This is a genomic window from Haloarcula sp. CGMCC 1.2071 (assembly GCF_037078445.1).
GTDB classification, from domain to species: domain Archaea; phylum Halobacteriota; class Halobacteria; order Halobacteriales; family Haloarculaceae; genus Haloarcula; species Haloarcula amylolytica.
Genome location: NZ_JAYMGY010000006.1, coordinates 177,505 through 193,462, shown reverse-complemented (window position 1 = coordinate 193,462; position 15,958 = coordinate 177,505). Strand labels below are relative to the sequence as shown.

Below are 15,958 nucleotides of genomic sequence, written 5' to 3'. Positions count from 1 at the left end.
CGCCGTATCTCCGAGCCTTTCAGCTCCGCTGTGAACTCTACAGAAAACCAGGTGACGAAGCGCTCAAACATGCTCTCAACGCCGCCCTCTAAAAATCAACAACGTGCTTCACAAGAGCGTACGTTCATTGAATCATCATCCGAAACAGGAGTCGTTTACACATGGGTCAAACGAGAGAGCCCGACTGGAACAACGGTTTCAACCCCGTCTGCGGCGGGCGAGGTGGTCACAGATCTGCTGACCGGCGCAAACTTCGGACAGTTCTCTTCGGTTCTAGTCGACACTGATGTGATCTCCGATGCCGGGATGCCCGACGAGAGATTTCCCGCGTGGCAGGACCGTGAGTGGTTCTTCCGGCTCGCACAGGCTTGCGAGTTCCAACCGGTCACGGAGACACTTACGTATCGCCAAACTGGCCGAGAGGATAGCATCACAGCAAAGTTCGAACAGAAGCGCGACGTCGCCTATCCTCTGTTTGTCGAGAAGCACGCCAGCCTCGCAGCGGAGTACGGGAAATACTACAAGCAGACCTTTCTCGCGTCCATGCGACGCTCGCTTGCACGGTCAGCAATCCATGCTGGACGGTACGACGAGGCCCGTAAATACTTCTTACTGGCATTTTTTGCCAACCCACTCTACCGTCCTGTCCACCCCCATCTGCTACCCTCCTTGGGAGGAGAGTGGACCTACGAGGGTGTTGCGTCCTTGCGTCGGAAACTGACAGAGACAATACCTGCAAGATGAGGACGTTCTGTGGTATTGGGCTTTGGAACCCCATTCGTACCGGGTCTCAGTTGACAACATTTCTGTCCGCTCAAACAAAGCCTATCCCCTTGAAATGATTACAGATATCCGTATGAATACGCTACATCGACAAACTGGTAGGTAACACCGACTAGAATACGGTACCGATTAACTTGAACGGATAGCTTCCGCCTGATACCAATTTCTAATACACAGTCTGTGCTACTTCGATGCCATCGGCGATGTTAAGTCTGGTACCGAACGAATCCAGTGACTAACAAAGTCTATCTGACGGGTCCAACACGATAATGGACGAGCCGACGCCTTCAGACGGTGCTGGTTCTGCTGTCTCGACAGTAGCCGAACAGAATATCTCAGCTGCGACGGACGGCGACCGACCACTGCTGGCCTTCTTTATTCCGGATCTCTCTGTCGGTGGTGCAGAGCAGGTCGCGATCACAATCGCGAACGGGCTGGCCACCCGGGGGTACGACATTGACCTTCTCCTGTCACGGGCGAGCGGTGAACTCCGGTCAGAGTTGTCTGAGCAGGTCTCTATCGTCGAGCTTCCACCATCGACGACGCCAGTGGTTGGGGTGGCCGCACATCTGCCGTTCCTAGCTACATATTTAAATAAACACAAGCCGGCAGCGTTGTTTCCACATCTTGAACACCCAAGCATTGTCTCGCTCGCTCTCAATAAATTCCTTGACATCGAGACTACCGTGATTCCGACGCAGCACTCTGCGTTCGGACACGAAGTTGAGGCGACACCAAAGGATCAGATTGTCAGACGAATCGTCCCTCGGCTTTACCCCGCCTCGGATCAAATCATCAGTGTTTCTGAGGGGGTCGCAGACAGCCTCACTGACAGTACTCCAGTCGAACGCTCGGACATCTCAGTACTTTACAACCCAGTAGATGTCGAACAGATTCGTGGGCGGGCCAGCCAAACAGTCGATCACGACTGGGTAGAGAACGATGATCGGGATGTCGTCCTATTTGTTGGGCGACACGCACGTCAAAAGAACTTGGATGGATGGGTCCGTGCGTTCGAGAAGGTAGTCAGTAGGAACTCGAATGCACGTGCAATCATAGCAGGAAAAGGACCGTGCCGAGCGAAAGTTCAGGCGACGGTCGAACGACTGGGCCTGTCAGACGTGGTGTCGCTTCCTGGATTCGTCGATAACCCGTATCGATATATGGCAAGGTCAGACGCTTTTCTCCTCTCATCCCGGTATGAAGGGCTACCGACGGTCCTGATCGAGTGTTTGGCGGTTGGATGTCCGATCGTTTCAACGGACTGTCCGAGCGGCCCAAGAGAAATTCTCTCCGATGGAGAGTATGGGACACTTGTCCCCATGGATGATGTGGATGGATTGGCTAACGCAGTCCGTGACACGCTTGCTGGTCCTCCCGATCCTGACCGGTTGCGGTCCCGCGCCGACGACTTCTCGCCGCGACCTGTGTTTGACGAGTACGAGCGGTTCCTCGAAGAGCACGTCTTCACAACCTAACACTATCTGGCGGGCATTAGTCCAGGACTTCAGACATGGGGAGCTGTCCATCAGCGATGATCGATTCGTGGAGGTTCGCAAGTCGCTGACCGTGTGCTTCCCACGTCCATCCCTTCGATACCAACCGTTCCTTACCGTTTGTTCCCATCCGTTCTCGCTCTTTTGGATTGGTGATGAGACTGTTCAGGGCGGTGGCAAGCGTATCGGAGTCTTTTTTTGGGATCAAGAGGCCTGTCTCTCCGTCTACCACCTGTTCTGGGATACCGGATACGGCCGAGGCGACAACCGCAGTTTCGCTGGCCATCGACTCGTATATCGTGTTCGGTCGGCCTTCTGCGTGGCTTGGGAGCATGAAAATATCTGCGGCAGCGAACCACCGCCGGAGACCCAGCGGTGGGACTTCCCAGAGGACCCGATAGTCCTCGTGGTGGCTATCTTTGAGTTCAGCGATGAGGTTTGTGCGGAGATCACCGTAATGACCGACGAAAACGAAGGCTACGTCGTCGTTATGAATATCATCCAGGGCTTCACAAATCTCGTTAATCCCTTTCCGTTCCGTGTACCCGCCACAGAACATGATTAGTGTGGTATCTCTCTCAATTCCCAGTTCTCGCCGAATCGTCGCCTCGTTGTCCGTTGGATACCGCGCTGGGTTCGCCCCGTTTGGGAGCACAGTAGCTTTCGGTGTTTCGGTAATACTGTTGGCGATTCGTGCGAGTGATTCACTCACGCAAAAGATGCCGTCCGCGTAATTGAGAGTCTCTCTGATTTTTCTCCGACTGATCTGTGAGAGTTCATAGAAGCTGTTTAAAATTTTCCCACGCCCCATGACTGTCAGCGGGATATCGTTGCTCCTACAGTACGGCACTAACCCGTAGCCATCGTAATGGATGTGGCCAGCATGGCAGATATCCGGCGTCTCAAAGTTCGTTGAGAGATACTCCGGGAGCATTTTGGAAAACGACCGTGACGACAACGTGTATTTAAATAACTTTTGCGGTAATAAGTAGAGGAATCTAGGGTAATGGACCTCGTGAGAACTGTAATCATGTCGGCTCGGTATGTCGCCGAACTCGGAGTAGGGACCTATCGGAGGCGCTCTCGGACGAGGAGTAACGACATCTAGACTAGTGTCTGTCATACTGAGCGCCCTGATGGATCGGAAATTGAACAGCCCCATATAGGGATTAAAGGGGTCTGGATGGTTCATCGCGCTTACGACCGCATCGTACATGAATACTAACTGGAAGTGGGTCTCATTAAGTATGCAGCCGGTACTGATTCTTTCCTCCGATGTATGCATCAGAAGACAGACAATAACAAATAAAATTATGGATATTTTGAGTGGGGCTATCCATTTTGGAATATGGACCTTTTACGGCGAATATTGAGCCGGTTCTCGTTTATACAAGAACTTGGTTGAGTCATCCCAGAACAAGCATTATACGCCTAAAGAGGACATACGCGAGTACTGCCCATCCGATCCATTTGGCCAATCGAAGACGGTGGGTCCATGTCATGTCGGCTTTCGGAGGAATCAGGATTACGCTCAACACCAGAAACCATAGGAAAGCGATGACGTAGTAGACACTATACGCTGTGAAGCCGGCCCACCACATCGCTAGCGAGAGCGATACGAGTACGATGACGTAAATCAGCAGAAATTGGCGAAGCCGAGGCTCTGTGTCCGATTTCGGTGACGCGAGCGTCAAGCGTTTTATTCCGGTATCTGGCCCATTCATGATCGAGTTCTCTGGTAATTACGGTTGATATTCGTTCGGTGGCTGTGGGTGAGTTTCTGTACGTACATCGTTGATTACCTCCAAACGGCTGAATGTGATGCACTGTCGATTCCAACATCCGCCGGTGACGGGACTGACGGCTCGAACGGTCCCTGGCCCTTCGCATCCGTTTCAACCGTGAGGTCAGCGGTGTTGCCGAGCCCTCCTTGATTATTGTTCCGCGCCAGAGTCCGGATAATGCCACTCGACGAGTTCAGGTCAAACACCTTGCCATTACAGTTATGGACTGAGAGCCGGTCGATATCGACATCCGATAACCACCCCGAGTCCCGATCCCTGATAACCTCATCGTCCTCTCGTATATTCGTGTTAGCGATTGCGATCATATCTCCCTCAACAGTCATCTCGCCAATCCGACATTGGAGCGCATAGTCTGTCATATCTGTCGTAACGACGTTATTAAGACGAACTGTCGGTGGGACATCCGTCCGGGAGGCTATACGCTGAATGAACTGTCGTCCATCAAACTCGTGTCCGGGGATATCATCAAGTTTGGTTTCGAGTGAGGGTGTGTTAGCACGGTGGTAGACACGTCGGACATCCAATAGAGATGCGGCGCTCAGCTTACAAAAATTCGCCCCCGTACCAGTCACATAGCAGTTTCTGACAGAGATCTCGCCGGCATTAAACCGGACATCTATTGCACTCCCAGAACAGTCGATGAAATGGGAGTTCGTCACGGTGAGGGGATTCCCCTCGCTTGCGTGAGTGGTGATGTGGTGGCCGACGTGTCTGCCATCCGAATAATTATGATCGGCAATGGCATTGTCCTCAAACGAACACCGGTCAACGGTCCGTAACACATCCCGTCCCAGAATAGCCTCCTGATACCAGCCGCGGATGTGGGCGTTCAACAAATGAAGGTCCCCGTCGCCACCGATTTTTATGCATCGAGATCCGCCTCCGGCATCGCGCAGATTCGGTAGATTCTCATAGTTTCCGTTGAGCCGTATATCCCTCACAATGACAGTCCCGTGATCCATATTGTCCATATAGCGGAATCCCGTCTGAACCGGATGTGAACCGGCCCGAAGTTGTCCGGTAATAGCGAGCTCCGAAGCTTGTGGACCGGCCCCACGAATTGAGATGCCAGGTGGCATATCTTCACCGTCACCGATCCGATTAAATGGTTCGTACTGCGGTCCCCGACGGCCAATGTAGTACGTACCCTCTGGGATGTAAATCGTCCCGTGGGCGCCAGCTTCTTTAGCAGCAGCTTGGAGAGCATTCAGATTCCGTTCCGCAGCCGCTATACTCGGATCGGTCGGATTCGGTCTCGCGCCGTACGCCCTGATATTCTCCCCATTCGGCTTTGATGCAGTTTCCTCATTTGGATTTGCTTTCTGCGTCTCCTCTACATTGGCCAGCGGCTCCTCACTGGGCCCGGCAAGCCGATTCCCAAACCGCTCATACACGACACCCCCACCGACCGCTGCTGATCCGAGGAGAGCAAGGAGCTTCCGTCGACCGATCTGCAACGCCAACCCTGAGTCGTCAGTCATTGTTTTAGCACGTATAGAGCAAGTTATCGCTCATCGGCGAGCATATCACTTGACGCGGTCTCAATAAGCATACACGCATATGCTGTGATTGATATAATTGTTATTCCCTTCTTAACCCGATTTGGTACCCGGTAGCGGGAATAATATACTTCAGCAGACGGGATACGTCTAACGACCCCTTCAACTGCGGTATCGGTGTCGTTATGAGGTGTACGCCTGATTGCTGGCCGGAGCGCTTCCTGAACTTTAGGTGTGCTTCCCCAGCAGGTGAGGTCCATCAGGCGGTACCCACGATATTTCCGAACGATGATTTGCTGCTTGACAGCGATAGTAGGAGCCGGATATTGAATACAGTCGTCCTCAATCGCTGATACCGAAACCAGATGAATGAGTCCGGGGACACGGACGGAGCGATAACGCCGCTCGTGAGCGCAATTATACCGACGTATGGTCGGAACGAAAGGTTACCGAGGGCCATTCAGAGTGTTCTAGACCAGACGTATGACAACATTGAGTTGCTGGTCGTCGATGACGCATCTCCGACTCCTGTCAGGGAAACGCTGGACTCATTCGACCCCACGGTGAACGACTCGTTTCGGGTCCTTCGTCACGACGAGAACCGGGGAGCGAACGCTGCGAGGAATACAGGAATTAGAGCGTCAGATGGCCGGTACGTTGCATTCTTGGACGATGACGACCAGTGGGATGAGACGAAGATCACAAAGCAGGTCAAAGCATTTCAGGAGTCTGGCTCGGAGACAGGTGTCGTGTACACCGGCGTCCGAAAGGACGGACCGGAGGGCACAACGGTGTCGAAACCAATCGCATCGGGTGACGTAATGAAGGACCTCCTGACCGGCGCGAACTTCGGTCAGTTCTCCTCGGTTATGGTCGATACGACGGTCTTAGAGACTGCGGGATTACCTGACGAGAGATTGCCTGCTTGGCAAGACCGTGAGTGGTTCTTTCGCCTGGCGCAACACGCGCACTTCAGGCCAGTCCGGGAGACGCTGACGTACCGTCAGACCGGACTCCCCGACAGCATTACAAAAAAATTCGAACAGAAGAGAGATGTGGCATATCCAATGCTCATCTCAAAGCACAACCTAGTCGCGGCGGAGTACGGAATCTACTACGAACGGATGTTCATAGCCACAATGCGTCGTTCGCTGGCACGGTCTGCGGTTAGAGCCGACCGCTACGAGGAGGCCAGAAAGTACTTTTTATTATCTGCGCTCGCGAACCCCTTGTACTGGTCAGTGTACCTGCATTTGTTTGCATCTCTCGGTGGGAGGTGGTCTTACGAATCGATTGCCTCCCTCCGACAGCAGGTTGTTAACGGCCTTGCTTCCGGTACCTGAGCGCTTCCGGTCTAATCATGACAGCGAATACGCACCCGTATGAAACCGGACACCGGAGAATCGGAGCGAGTGGACCGCTGGTTTCGTTTTCTTTTCTAAACCTATAGTAGCCATTGAAAATCAATGCACATCCGATCGCACGACAATAGTGCGATCGGTGTTTAAATCGTTTCAATTGTTACTATAGGGAAGTGGCGATACAGAGCAGGCCACAGTCAGTGCTGAGGATAGGACGGCTCGCACAGATCAGGTACGAACTGTTGCTTTCGTAGTCCGAGGGGGTCCGATCTGATCTGTCAGCGTCGGTTTTGTCGTCCCATCTATCACGTCGATCGTCTATCTCCATTGGAGCTCTCGGCTGTACTGTCCTTGATATTGACAGCGTCATTGTTCCGCGGTGTTTCTATTCTGGAGCGTGGATGCTTAAGTACCGGACTGAAATCTTCACTAACCGTTTGTTAGCAGGGTCAGAGAGTGGGGCTTAGCAGCGGGGCGGCATCGCTCTGTCTGTGGGTAGACAAACGTTGTAAAAGACGCCAAGGCTTCAGCCCGTGGATCCAGTGACAACCAAGTACGCCAGATGTGAGTGGAATCCTTCGCGGAAAGTACCTTGGACTCTTCTGACCCGGCCTCGTGGGGACGCCTAAATGATCGCATAACAATGTATGCTATTCGGAAAAAAGGCAGATATGCAAGCACGCTCAAGTGAAGGACCCTCTGATACTCTTGATCAAGAGGATCACTCCACTCGCCTGACGATGTGGTTTTTCCGGCGATATCCCACGGGGCAACTCCGATGAGCCGAGCCCGGCATCTCGAACTGCTTACGCTGCTTGGGACGGGGCTGCTCTTGGTCGCAGTGGCGGTCGTTTCCGCGATACCATCGGCAAGCACGTATGAAATATCTATCTACGGGGCGCTCCCATCGTATTTTTGGGTCTCGATCGTCGGGGCACTATTCTTTGGCGGCCTCGTCATACTCCTGAGCGCAGCGGAACCTGAGGACACGACGTGGCGACCGGCGCTTGTGCTTATGAGCCTCTCGAATTTGGTTCTCTTTCTCATGCCGTTCCTGCGTGGGTATCAGATGTATGGGCGGGAAGACCCTATGTCGCATCTCGGGTACATCCGAGACTTCGTCGCCAACGGCGAAATTGGGGCTAATATCTACCCGCCGGCCCACGTTCTGGCCGTCACTGTCGCCGATGCGACGGGTCTCGACTGGATGACAGTCGTGATGTTGCTATCACCCATGTTTTCTCTGCTGTACTACGGAGCGATGTTCTATTTGTTGCGGGCAGTGTTCGATTCCCGGCGAGAGATCCTCTTCGGACTCCCGTTCGTTATGCTCCCCGTACTCAGGTTTGCACATCTCGGGTTCCGACCATTCGCATTGAGTCTCATGTTGATACCGGTCTCATTGTATCTTCTCTTCAAGAGCGATCAAAGTGCCACACCGGCCATCCGGACTGCATTTGTGATTGTACTCTTCGGACAGACCTTCTATCACCCGCTAACCGCGCTTTTCGTCATCGGGATATTCGTCCTCTATCGTGGGAGCAATCATATTCCAAGTTTGGGCGGCCCCTACCCTACAACAAAAAACCTCTTTTCGCTTTCAGTGGCATTGTTTGCAGTCTGGTACACACAGTACGCGGGTATACTTCTGCGGTTCAAGCGGATCTACGCCACGGTATTCGGTGTCAACCAAGGTGAGCCTCCAGTAGCCGCCTATCAGAGCACTATCCAAGAGTCTTCGCCGGCTCTAATTGATATCTTTCGGGTGATGGTATTTAAATACGGTGTGGAGTTCATGCTGTTTGGACTCGGGTTCGTATTCACAGCCGCTGCAGTATTTTTGATCCGGAAAGGTCGATATGTCCCGACGTCACATCTTGGGATGTTCATCGGGACCGTTATCGTATTTAGTTTCGGAGGGTTATTCTTCCTAGTCTCGGACCTCATAGTCCCGCCGAACCGACCCTTCCAGATCGCGAAGATCGGCGCGATCATTTTGGTAGGACAGCTATTGTATGTCGGGTGGACAAAGATCGACTGGAGCAAGAGGCGGATCGGACGGACTGCAGGGTTCTGGCCGATAGCCGTGGTAATTCTCCTACTGCTCGCGAGTCTGACCACATTTAGCGTGTATAAGTCACCGCTCAACTCGGAGCGGAATCCACAGGTAACCGAGATGGAACTTGAGGGAAGCGCGTGGCTGATGGGCCATGGCGAGGCCACTGACAATCTAGACCGGTTCGGAATCACCTTTCACCGACACCACGACTACCGGAACGGTGTCCAGGCGCCGGACAACTTCGACGAAGGGACTCCACCGAACCATTTCAATTACACCAGGCGACAGTATCTCGGGAGTAGTTACGAATCCGACCATTACCTTACAATCACCCGGAAGGGACGGATTACGTATCCGGAGCTTTTCCCGGGTTATCGTGATCGGTGGCGATACACACCTGGTGACTTCAACCAACTCGAACGGGACCAGACGATCAACCGACTGTACGATAACGGGGATTATACACAGTATCTCGTCAACGCTACTGCGACTGACAGAGCAGCAGCGGGTCCGAGTTGACTCCACACTCACCGGCAAATACGATGCAGAGAACAGACCGTCAAGGAGAGATACAAGATACTGACCAATCCCACATATTTAATAGGAGTATTATCGAAGAAGAGGCTTGCCTCGGCTAGGGAACACATAATTATCCTCTTGAAAGTTGCTAAACGACCCATGTCGAATCCAAATTGGAGTCGCACAAGAGACTATTTATCCAGAGGCGGACAGATTCGACCTGAGGGATATAGCGCCGACCAGTGGAGGCGATAGCAATGAAAAATATCGTTTTCATTACTGTGGATTCACTGCGTGCTGACTATGTTTCTGGCCGGAAAGCTCCTGAATCGCTCGAAACGCTTCCGCGGATGACTGAGGAGTGGCTCACTTGCTCCACTGCATACGCGAACGCACCATACACGAAGCAGTCGTTTCTCTCAATTCTGAGCGGGAGCTATCCTTGGACGTTCGAATCAGCGGAGACAGGATTCGATCCGGACCGAGGGCATATTGCGGAGCGATTGTCCGAAGCGGGGTACGCCACAGGGGGGTTCCACTCGAACACGTATCTGAGTCCGACATATAACTACGATAGAGGGTTCGACTATTATTTGGGTCGGGACAGCGGAGGCGATGAGGGCACAGAGTCCCGGTTCGCGTCACTTTTTAACACGGCTGTTGAACGGGCTGTCGCTACTGAGGTACTCTCAGAGCTCATCTACTGGACTTACCGGAACGCCGGTAAGCAGTTGGGGATTCAGCTCGGTAGTAACCTCTACAAGCCGGCCGAAGAACTGAACCAGCGTATCGTCAACTGGACCCAACAGCAGTCCGAACCCGTGTTTGTCTGGGCACATTACATGGATGTTCACAACCCGTACTATCCACATGAAGGGACAGTCAGTGAGGGGATCAGCCGAAGGCGGGCGGTAAAACTGTTTCATAAAGTCAACGAACAACGGTCCGAAGCCGCTGAAAGTGATATAAACACCCTTGAGCGTCTATATCGTGGTGAAATAGAGTATTTTGACCGGCAACTCGGTCATCTGCTAGAGCGACTCGACGAGACAATCGGCCTAGAGGAGACACTCCTCGTGTTCACGTCGGATCACGGCGAAGCGTTCAACGAGAAGGGCTGTGTTTTCCATCCGGGAAGCGCTCTATATGAAGAGAATACACATATTCCGGTGATGATAGATGGACCGGACATTAGAGGTAGCAAGATAGAAACCCCGGTCTCACATATCGACCTTGTTCCGACGATACTGAAAAGAGCCGGTGTCGAGTTACCGGAGTCAGTTGACGGGAGAGATATCGCCGGACGCGATTTTGAGACCGCCAGCGACAGGGTCGTCTTCACTGAGAGCTACGATCACGAAGACGGGGGACTAATGTGTACTGACGGAGAGTATAAGCTTATCAGAGACCTTGAGACAGGCGAAGAGGTTTTCTGTAGGCGTAATGCCGAACCGGAGAATATCAACCAGCCAGACGAGAATGAGTCTGTCATCTACGATAGACTGGCCGGAGCTCTAGACGATCACATGCAGTCGGTGACAGACGCTGAAGTGACTGATACCGATGGCGACATCTCCGAAAACGTCCGTCTCCAGCTTCGCAAACTCGGTTACAAAGAGTGACTAACCGCTGGACGATATGCACTGCAACTCGGCTCCACGTATGAGGAGACGAATAAAACGGTGAGAGAGACTACAGCGTTTCGCTCAGACTATCCACTTGGTTCTTGACATCATTGACCGTGATCCGTAGTTCGTCGACCTCACCGCGGTCCCGCAATCGGTGCGTGTAACTGTCCCGATCACCGCTGACGCGGGTGCTATCGGCAGCCACCACTGTTCCCTGTGAGTGGAGCGTCGTGACGACCATATCGAGGTCCGCATCGGCGTCTGTGACGGTCCAGTCGACGTCGAACCGCGACCAGCCATCAATATCTGTTCGGTTCACATCGACGGCTTCGATCTTTGGGGGGTTCGAAGCCGTCTCATTATCTACGGTTACGGTGACTGAGGCAGTGACATCGTTTCCACCGGAGTCGGTTACACGCGCTTCGAGTCGGTGGTCTCCCTCGTCAACTCCCGTCGTGTCCCACATGCCCTCGTGATGTCCGGTTTCAGCGTTGTATGTCGCCTCGGTCCAGTTCGCGTCGTCGACACGGTGTTGCACAGTCAATTCGTCTGTTGCGTCTTCCTCATCGCTCGCTGCGATCTGTAACGTCACTTCGTCACTCGTTGGTTCACCTTCAGTCGGCGTTACCCAGGAGACGGACGGTGTCGTATCCTTCGTCTCGGAGGCAAGGGACTGAGCGGTGGCCCCACCGGTCGCGGCGCTGAAGACGTCCGTTTCGACGCGTTGCGGGTCGAACGATCCGAGCCCGACCCAGCCGTCAGCGTGGTCGCTGTCGGTCTCGACAACGTCCCACTCAGTAGGTTCGTCCGTCCCAGCGGGCCACACCTTGGCCCTCAACTCTGACCCCTCTACACGGAACCGTCTCCAGAAGTATTTGTTCTCCTGTGGCGTGCCGAATCGGGCTATCGTTGTCACGTTCCCGTCAGTGTATTTACCGAGGCGGAACGCGTCTTCACGGTCTTCTACCTCTATCCAGTAGCCGTTGGTGATTCCGTTTGCCGTCGAGGCACGGAGATACACCCGCGCGTGGAACCCGTGTTCCGAATCTGTGGCGAACGACGGTACTCGGAACTTATCTAATACCTCCACATCTTCCGGCCGGCCGACATCGTCCGCAGATATGGCGTACCTAGTACGGTTCCCGTCAGTGTTCTCGAAGGCAAGGGCAGACTTCCCTGTGAACTCCGACCCGGTATCGACGTTCCAATCGCTCGTGGTACTCGACCACTGCGGTGTCCAGTGATCGAACAGCGGTGGATCGGAAGTGGGGGTCGTATCCCCCCCAGAATCGTCTGACTCCGAGTTGATACCAACATCGGAGGCAGCCGGAACATCGGGTGTGAGCGGGCCGACACCCTGCTCATCAGCCTCAATCGTGATAGCGCCGGTGTCACCGAGACCGCCGTTCCCATCGCGCGCGAGCGTCTCGATGGTCCCGTCTGAGTCTTCCGTGCCGAACAATGCCCGCTCACAGTTGTGCACTGACACCCGGTCGAGAGCCACATCGGAGAAATGCGCCCCGTCACGGTCACGGAACACTTCGTCAGCCAGTTCAAACGTTGCGTTGTGGATCGCAAAGTTGTCACCCTGAAGGTTCAGTTGTCCGGCGGCGGCTTGGATAGCGTATCCCATGTGGTCCCTGGTTTCGACATCCTCGAGATACACTGTCGGTACACCACCGGTGCGATCGGACAGCCTGTTGATGAAACACCGGCCATAAAAGTTCTCGCCCGACTTCTCGTCGAGTTTGGATTCGAGTGAAGGCGTGTTGGCGCGATGGTATACTCGTCGGACATCGAACCGTGAGGAAGCACTCAACTTACACAGGTTAGCACCGGTCCCTGTCACGTAACAGTCCTGCATCCGTATCTCGCCAGTGTTAAACCGGACATCTATTGCGCTCCCGGAACAGTCGATGAAATGGGAGTTCGCCACCGTGAGGGGGTTGCCCTCGCTCGCATGAGTGGTGATGTGATGGCCGATGTGTCTGCCACCCGAATAATTGTGGTCCGCAATGGCGTTGTCTTCAAACGTACATCGGTCGACGGTCCGTAGCAAGTCCCGGCCAAGGATAGCCTCTTGATACCAGCCGCGGATATGCGCATTCGAGAAATGTACATCTCCACTGCCAGCGATATTCATACATCGAGAACCCCCGCCAGCACCGCGAAGGTCCGGTAGGTTCTCGTAGTTCCCATCCAGCCGTATATCACGGATCGTGACCGTGCCGTGATCGGCACCATCGTCGTAGTAGAACCCTGTCTGGATCGGGTGGGATGACGCGTCAGTGTGTCTGCTCACCCCCAGCGCTGAGCGCTCTGGACCGGCCCCGGTGATTGATATGCCGGCGGGCTCCTGGCCACCGAACTCAAAGAACGAAGACCGACTGTCACGAGCGAAATAAAACGTTCCCTCTGGGACGTAAATTTCGCCGCCGTTACCAGTAGCTTTTGCCGCATCAACCACTGCCTTCCAGTTACGTTTCGCCGCGTCGAACGAGGGATCGTCTGGGTTCGCCACTGCACCGTGATCGGTTATGTCTTCAGTCATAGCGCGTACTCACTGAAATCAGTCATATACTGCGTCTGCTGGGACGATGTGGTTGCAGTGACGCTGTTCGCGCCGACGAGTGCGGCGACTGTGACAGCACCCGCTTTGAGATATTCCCTGCGGTTAATTGTACCTTGTCGGTCCCCGTCAAGTGGTTTGTTCCGACTTTTCTTTCTATCCGCTTCTTCTGTTAATGACTCGTTACTTTGCTCCGATTCGGTATTCATCACACTCACCGCTGGTGGAGGTCCCGTATTTACTGATGCTACCAGTCAAAGTGAGTTTAGCCTATTTTAATTACCAACTAAAGATATTTACAGGCAGTTAGCTTAGCTTAAGTTATCAATACAGACAAGCGGTAGGAACTCCTTACCTTGAGGCAAGCTTCAAGCAGTTTGGCTTGTCCGCATGTTTAAAAAACGGGACACATAGTCGGTCGTATGAAGTCGTTACTTCAGTCTGATACCAAACTTGGCCCGTATTGAACGGTCGGCACCGATTACTATCCACAGCATACGGAGACTGTGGTTTTGGCAGTTGCGACTGTAATCTGATTCATTCTAATCACCCTGTTTGTCGGGGTGGGATTCATTGATTAGAATCGATTTTGCGGACGTTACCAGATGGTCTGTATGGCATACAAGGACCATGAATAATTTGACTTGAACGTCTCATATTCTGTTTTATGAAGCTCATTGTTGGATAGACAAGTCAGGATTTCTTATTATACTGTAGAGTGATACTTTGACCATGTCTTGATTTATGAGCCCACTATTCAAGATCGAGACCATCTAATAAGTCAATATATACCGATTCAAGAGAACACATAACGGATTCAAATTCGAGACGTCTCAGGAGTATCAGATGTATACTAATATTCCCGTCAAGGATACAGTGCAACGATTCAATGTCGATGAGCAGCGATAGGCCAACGGACACGGTACCATCGTCGAGATGGAGAGAAGCATCTAAGATTGGGACAGCCGCCGTACATAATCCACTCCGATGACGACTGACTGTGTCATCGTCTCTCAGCGGTATCCCCCGGAAAAGGGAGGCAATGCCTCCAGAATTCACGACACAGCCGTTAATCTTGATGACGACTTCGACGTGACAGTCCTGGCGCCGTCCCTCTGTTACCCACCGGGAAACTTCGAACGGACTTGGAAGCGTAAGCAGATAGAATGCGATAAGGGAGTCGTCGTCCACCGACTGTGGACGTGGCAGCCACAGCGAGAGAACCCCTCTCTGCTCCGGCGGCTCCCTTACTACCTCATATTCGCAGTCCATGCGGCACTCTGGTTAGTCATGAATTTCCGGCAGTACGACGTTGTCATGACATCTACGCCACCGATCACTACTGGGTTCCCCGGACTCGTGGCTGCTGCCATCGGGAACCCCTGGGTAATCGATGTCCGCGATCTGTGGATTGAGAACTCGATCGCCCTTGGATACATTACAGCAGACAGTCCACTGGTAAAAGCCGGTCGCACGTTCCAGCGTCTTGCGTTACGCTCCGCTGATCGCATCACGGTAACGACTGAGACGCTCGGAGATGCAGTCGCTGACACGTACGGCAACGATCTCCGGGATCGGATCCGAGTCATCCCAAACGGTGTAGACACCGACCGGTTCTCGTCAGTTTCGACCGCTGAAGAAAACGACTCGCGAATCGTATACACCGGGAATATCGGGAGTGCACAGGCACTCGAACCGTGTATCCGGGCAATGCAACACGTCTCAAGTGACGATGCCGTACTCCAGTTGGTCGGTGACGGGGATGAGGTGTCTCGGCTCAAGGGTGTAGTGGAGCGACTCGATCTTGAAGACCGCGTGGAGTTTGTCGGATTGGTGGACCGTAAACGAATCCCGGAGATCCTTGACAGCGCAACTGTCGGATTGGCCCCGATAAAAGACAGTCCAGAGCTGGACTACGCGATACCCACGAAGCTCTACGAGTACATGGCGTGCTCGCTACCCGTCGTGGTTACTGGGAGGGGGGAAATCAAGCGGTTCGCGACGGATACAGACGCAGGTGTCCACACAGAACCCGATCCCGAGAGTATTGCGGCAGCGATTGACACCCTCCTCGAAAACCCCGATCAGCGGGTGGCGATGGGTCGAGACGGACACCGAGTCGTTTCCGAAGAGTATGACCGGCAGGCCATCGCCGGCCGACTGGGTGAGGTGTTCCGGACGGTGACAACGTGCGAACAGCAAGAATTGTACACGGCCCCAAGTACTGACGATGACTGAG

At 53.5% G+C, this 15,958-nt stretch carries 8 protein-coding genes and 1 pseudogene; 6 read left to right on the top strand and 3 right to left on the bottom strand.

The features are described from left to right. Positions 1–744 (top strand): annotated as a pseudogene (locus tag VI234_RS13370) (hypothetical protein); the annotation flags it as partial. 308 nt (positions 745–1,052) lie between these two features. After that, complete coding sequence (locus VI234_RS13365) at positions 1,053–2,261, top strand: glycosyltransferase (protein WP_336330284.1); 1,209 nt, start codon at positions 1,053–1,055, stop codon at positions 2,259–2,261. A 16-nt stretch (positions 2,262–2,277) separates the two neighbouring features. Here the strand turns inward: VI234_RS13365 and VI234_RS13360 are convergent, their stop codons facing one another. Next, positions 2,278–3,495, bottom strand: a complete 1,218-nt coding sequence (locus tag VI234_RS13360; RefSeq protein ID WP_336330283.1) for a glycosyltransferase family 4 protein — start codon at positions 3,493–3,495, stop codon at positions 2,278–2,280. Positions 3,496–4,077: 582 nt separating this feature from the next. After that, positions 4,078–5,565, bottom strand: coding sequence for a right-handed parallel beta-helix repeat-containing protein (locus tag VI234_RS13355; RefSeq protein WP_336330282.1), 1,488 nt, complete (start codon positions 5,563–5,565; stop codon positions 4,078–4,080). A 383-nt stretch (positions 5,566–5,948) separates the two neighbouring features. Here VI234_RS13355 and VI234_RS13350 point away from each other — a divergent pair, with 383 nt between their 5' ends. From VI234_RS13350 to VI234_RS13340, 3 genes are all read left to right on the top strand, one after another. Then, positions 5,949–6,926 (top strand): glycosyltransferase family 2 protein, encoded by a 978-nt coding sequence (locus tag VI234_RS13350; RefSeq protein WP_336330281.1) that lies wholly within the window; start codon positions 5,949–5,951, stop codon positions 6,924–6,926. A gap of 796 nt (positions 6,927–7,722) precedes the next feature. Continuing rightward, positions 7,723–9,522, top strand: a complete 1,800-nt coding sequence (locus tag VI234_RS13345) for a hypothetical protein (RefSeq protein WP_336330280.1) — start codon at positions 7,723–7,725, stop codon at positions 9,520–9,522. A gap of 257 nt (positions 9,523–9,779) precedes the next feature. Further along, positions 9,780–11,144: a sulfatase gene (locus VI234_RS13340; RefSeq protein ID WP_336330279.1), complete on the top strand. Its 1,365-nt coding sequence runs from the start codon at positions 9,780–9,782 to the stop codon at positions 11,142–11,144. Positions 11,145–11,214: 70 nt separating this feature from the next. Here VI234_RS13340 and VI234_RS13335 read toward each other — a convergent pair whose 3' ends face one another. Beyond that, positions 11,215–13,701 carry a right-handed parallel beta-helix repeat-containing protein gene (locus VI234_RS13335; protein ID WP_336330278.1) on the bottom strand — a complete coding sequence of 829 codons (2,487 nt, stop codon included), beginning with the start codon at positions 13,699–13,701 and terminating at the stop codon, positions 11,215–11,217. 1,005 nt (positions 13,702–14,706) lie between these two features. Between VI234_RS13335 and VI234_RS13330 the strand changes: the two genes are divergently transcribed. After that, the gene (locus VI234_RS13330; protein WP_008311974.1) at positions 14,707–15,957 is read left to right on the top strand and encodes a glycosyltransferase family 4 protein; all 1,251 of its coding nucleotides are present in this window, start codon (positions 14,707–14,709) and stop codon (positions 15,955–15,957) included. The last annotated feature ends 1 nt before the right edge of the window (position 15,958 follow it).

Excerpts from the sequence above, each read along its gene's own strand:
- VI234_RS13355 (WP_336330282.1), bottom strand. The coding sequence starts at position 5,565 with ATGACTGACGACTCAGGGTTGGCGTTGCAGATCGGTCGACGGAAGCTC.
- VI234_RS13360 (WP_336330283.1), bottom strand. The coding sequence starts at position 3,495 with ATGTACGATGCGGTCGTAAGCGCGATGAACCATCCAGACCCCTTTAAT.
- VI234_RS13350 (WP_336330281.1), top strand. The coding sequence starts at position 5,949 with ATGAATGAGTCCGGGGACACGGACGGAGCGATAACGCCGCTCGTGAGC.
- VI234_RS13330 (WP_008311974.1), top strand. The coding sequence starts at position 14,707 with ATGACGACTGACTGTGTCATCGTCTCTCAGCGGTATCCCCCGGAAAAG.
- VI234_RS13335 (WP_336330278.1), bottom strand. The coding sequence starts at position 13,701 with ATGACTGAAGACATAACCGATCACGGTGCAGTGGCGAACCCAGACGAT.
- VI234_RS13345 (WP_336330280.1), top strand. The coding sequence starts at position 7,723 with ATGAGCCGAGCCCGGCATCTCGAACTGCTTACGCTGCTTGGGACGGGG.
- VI234_RS13340 (WP_336330279.1), top strand. The coding sequence starts at position 9,780 with ATGAAAAATATCGTTTTCATTACTGTGGATTCACTGCGTGCTGACTAT.
- VI234_RS13365 (WP_336330284.1), top strand. The coding sequence starts at position 1,053 with ATGGACGAGCCGACGCCTTCAGACGGTGCTGGTTCTGCTGTCTCGACA.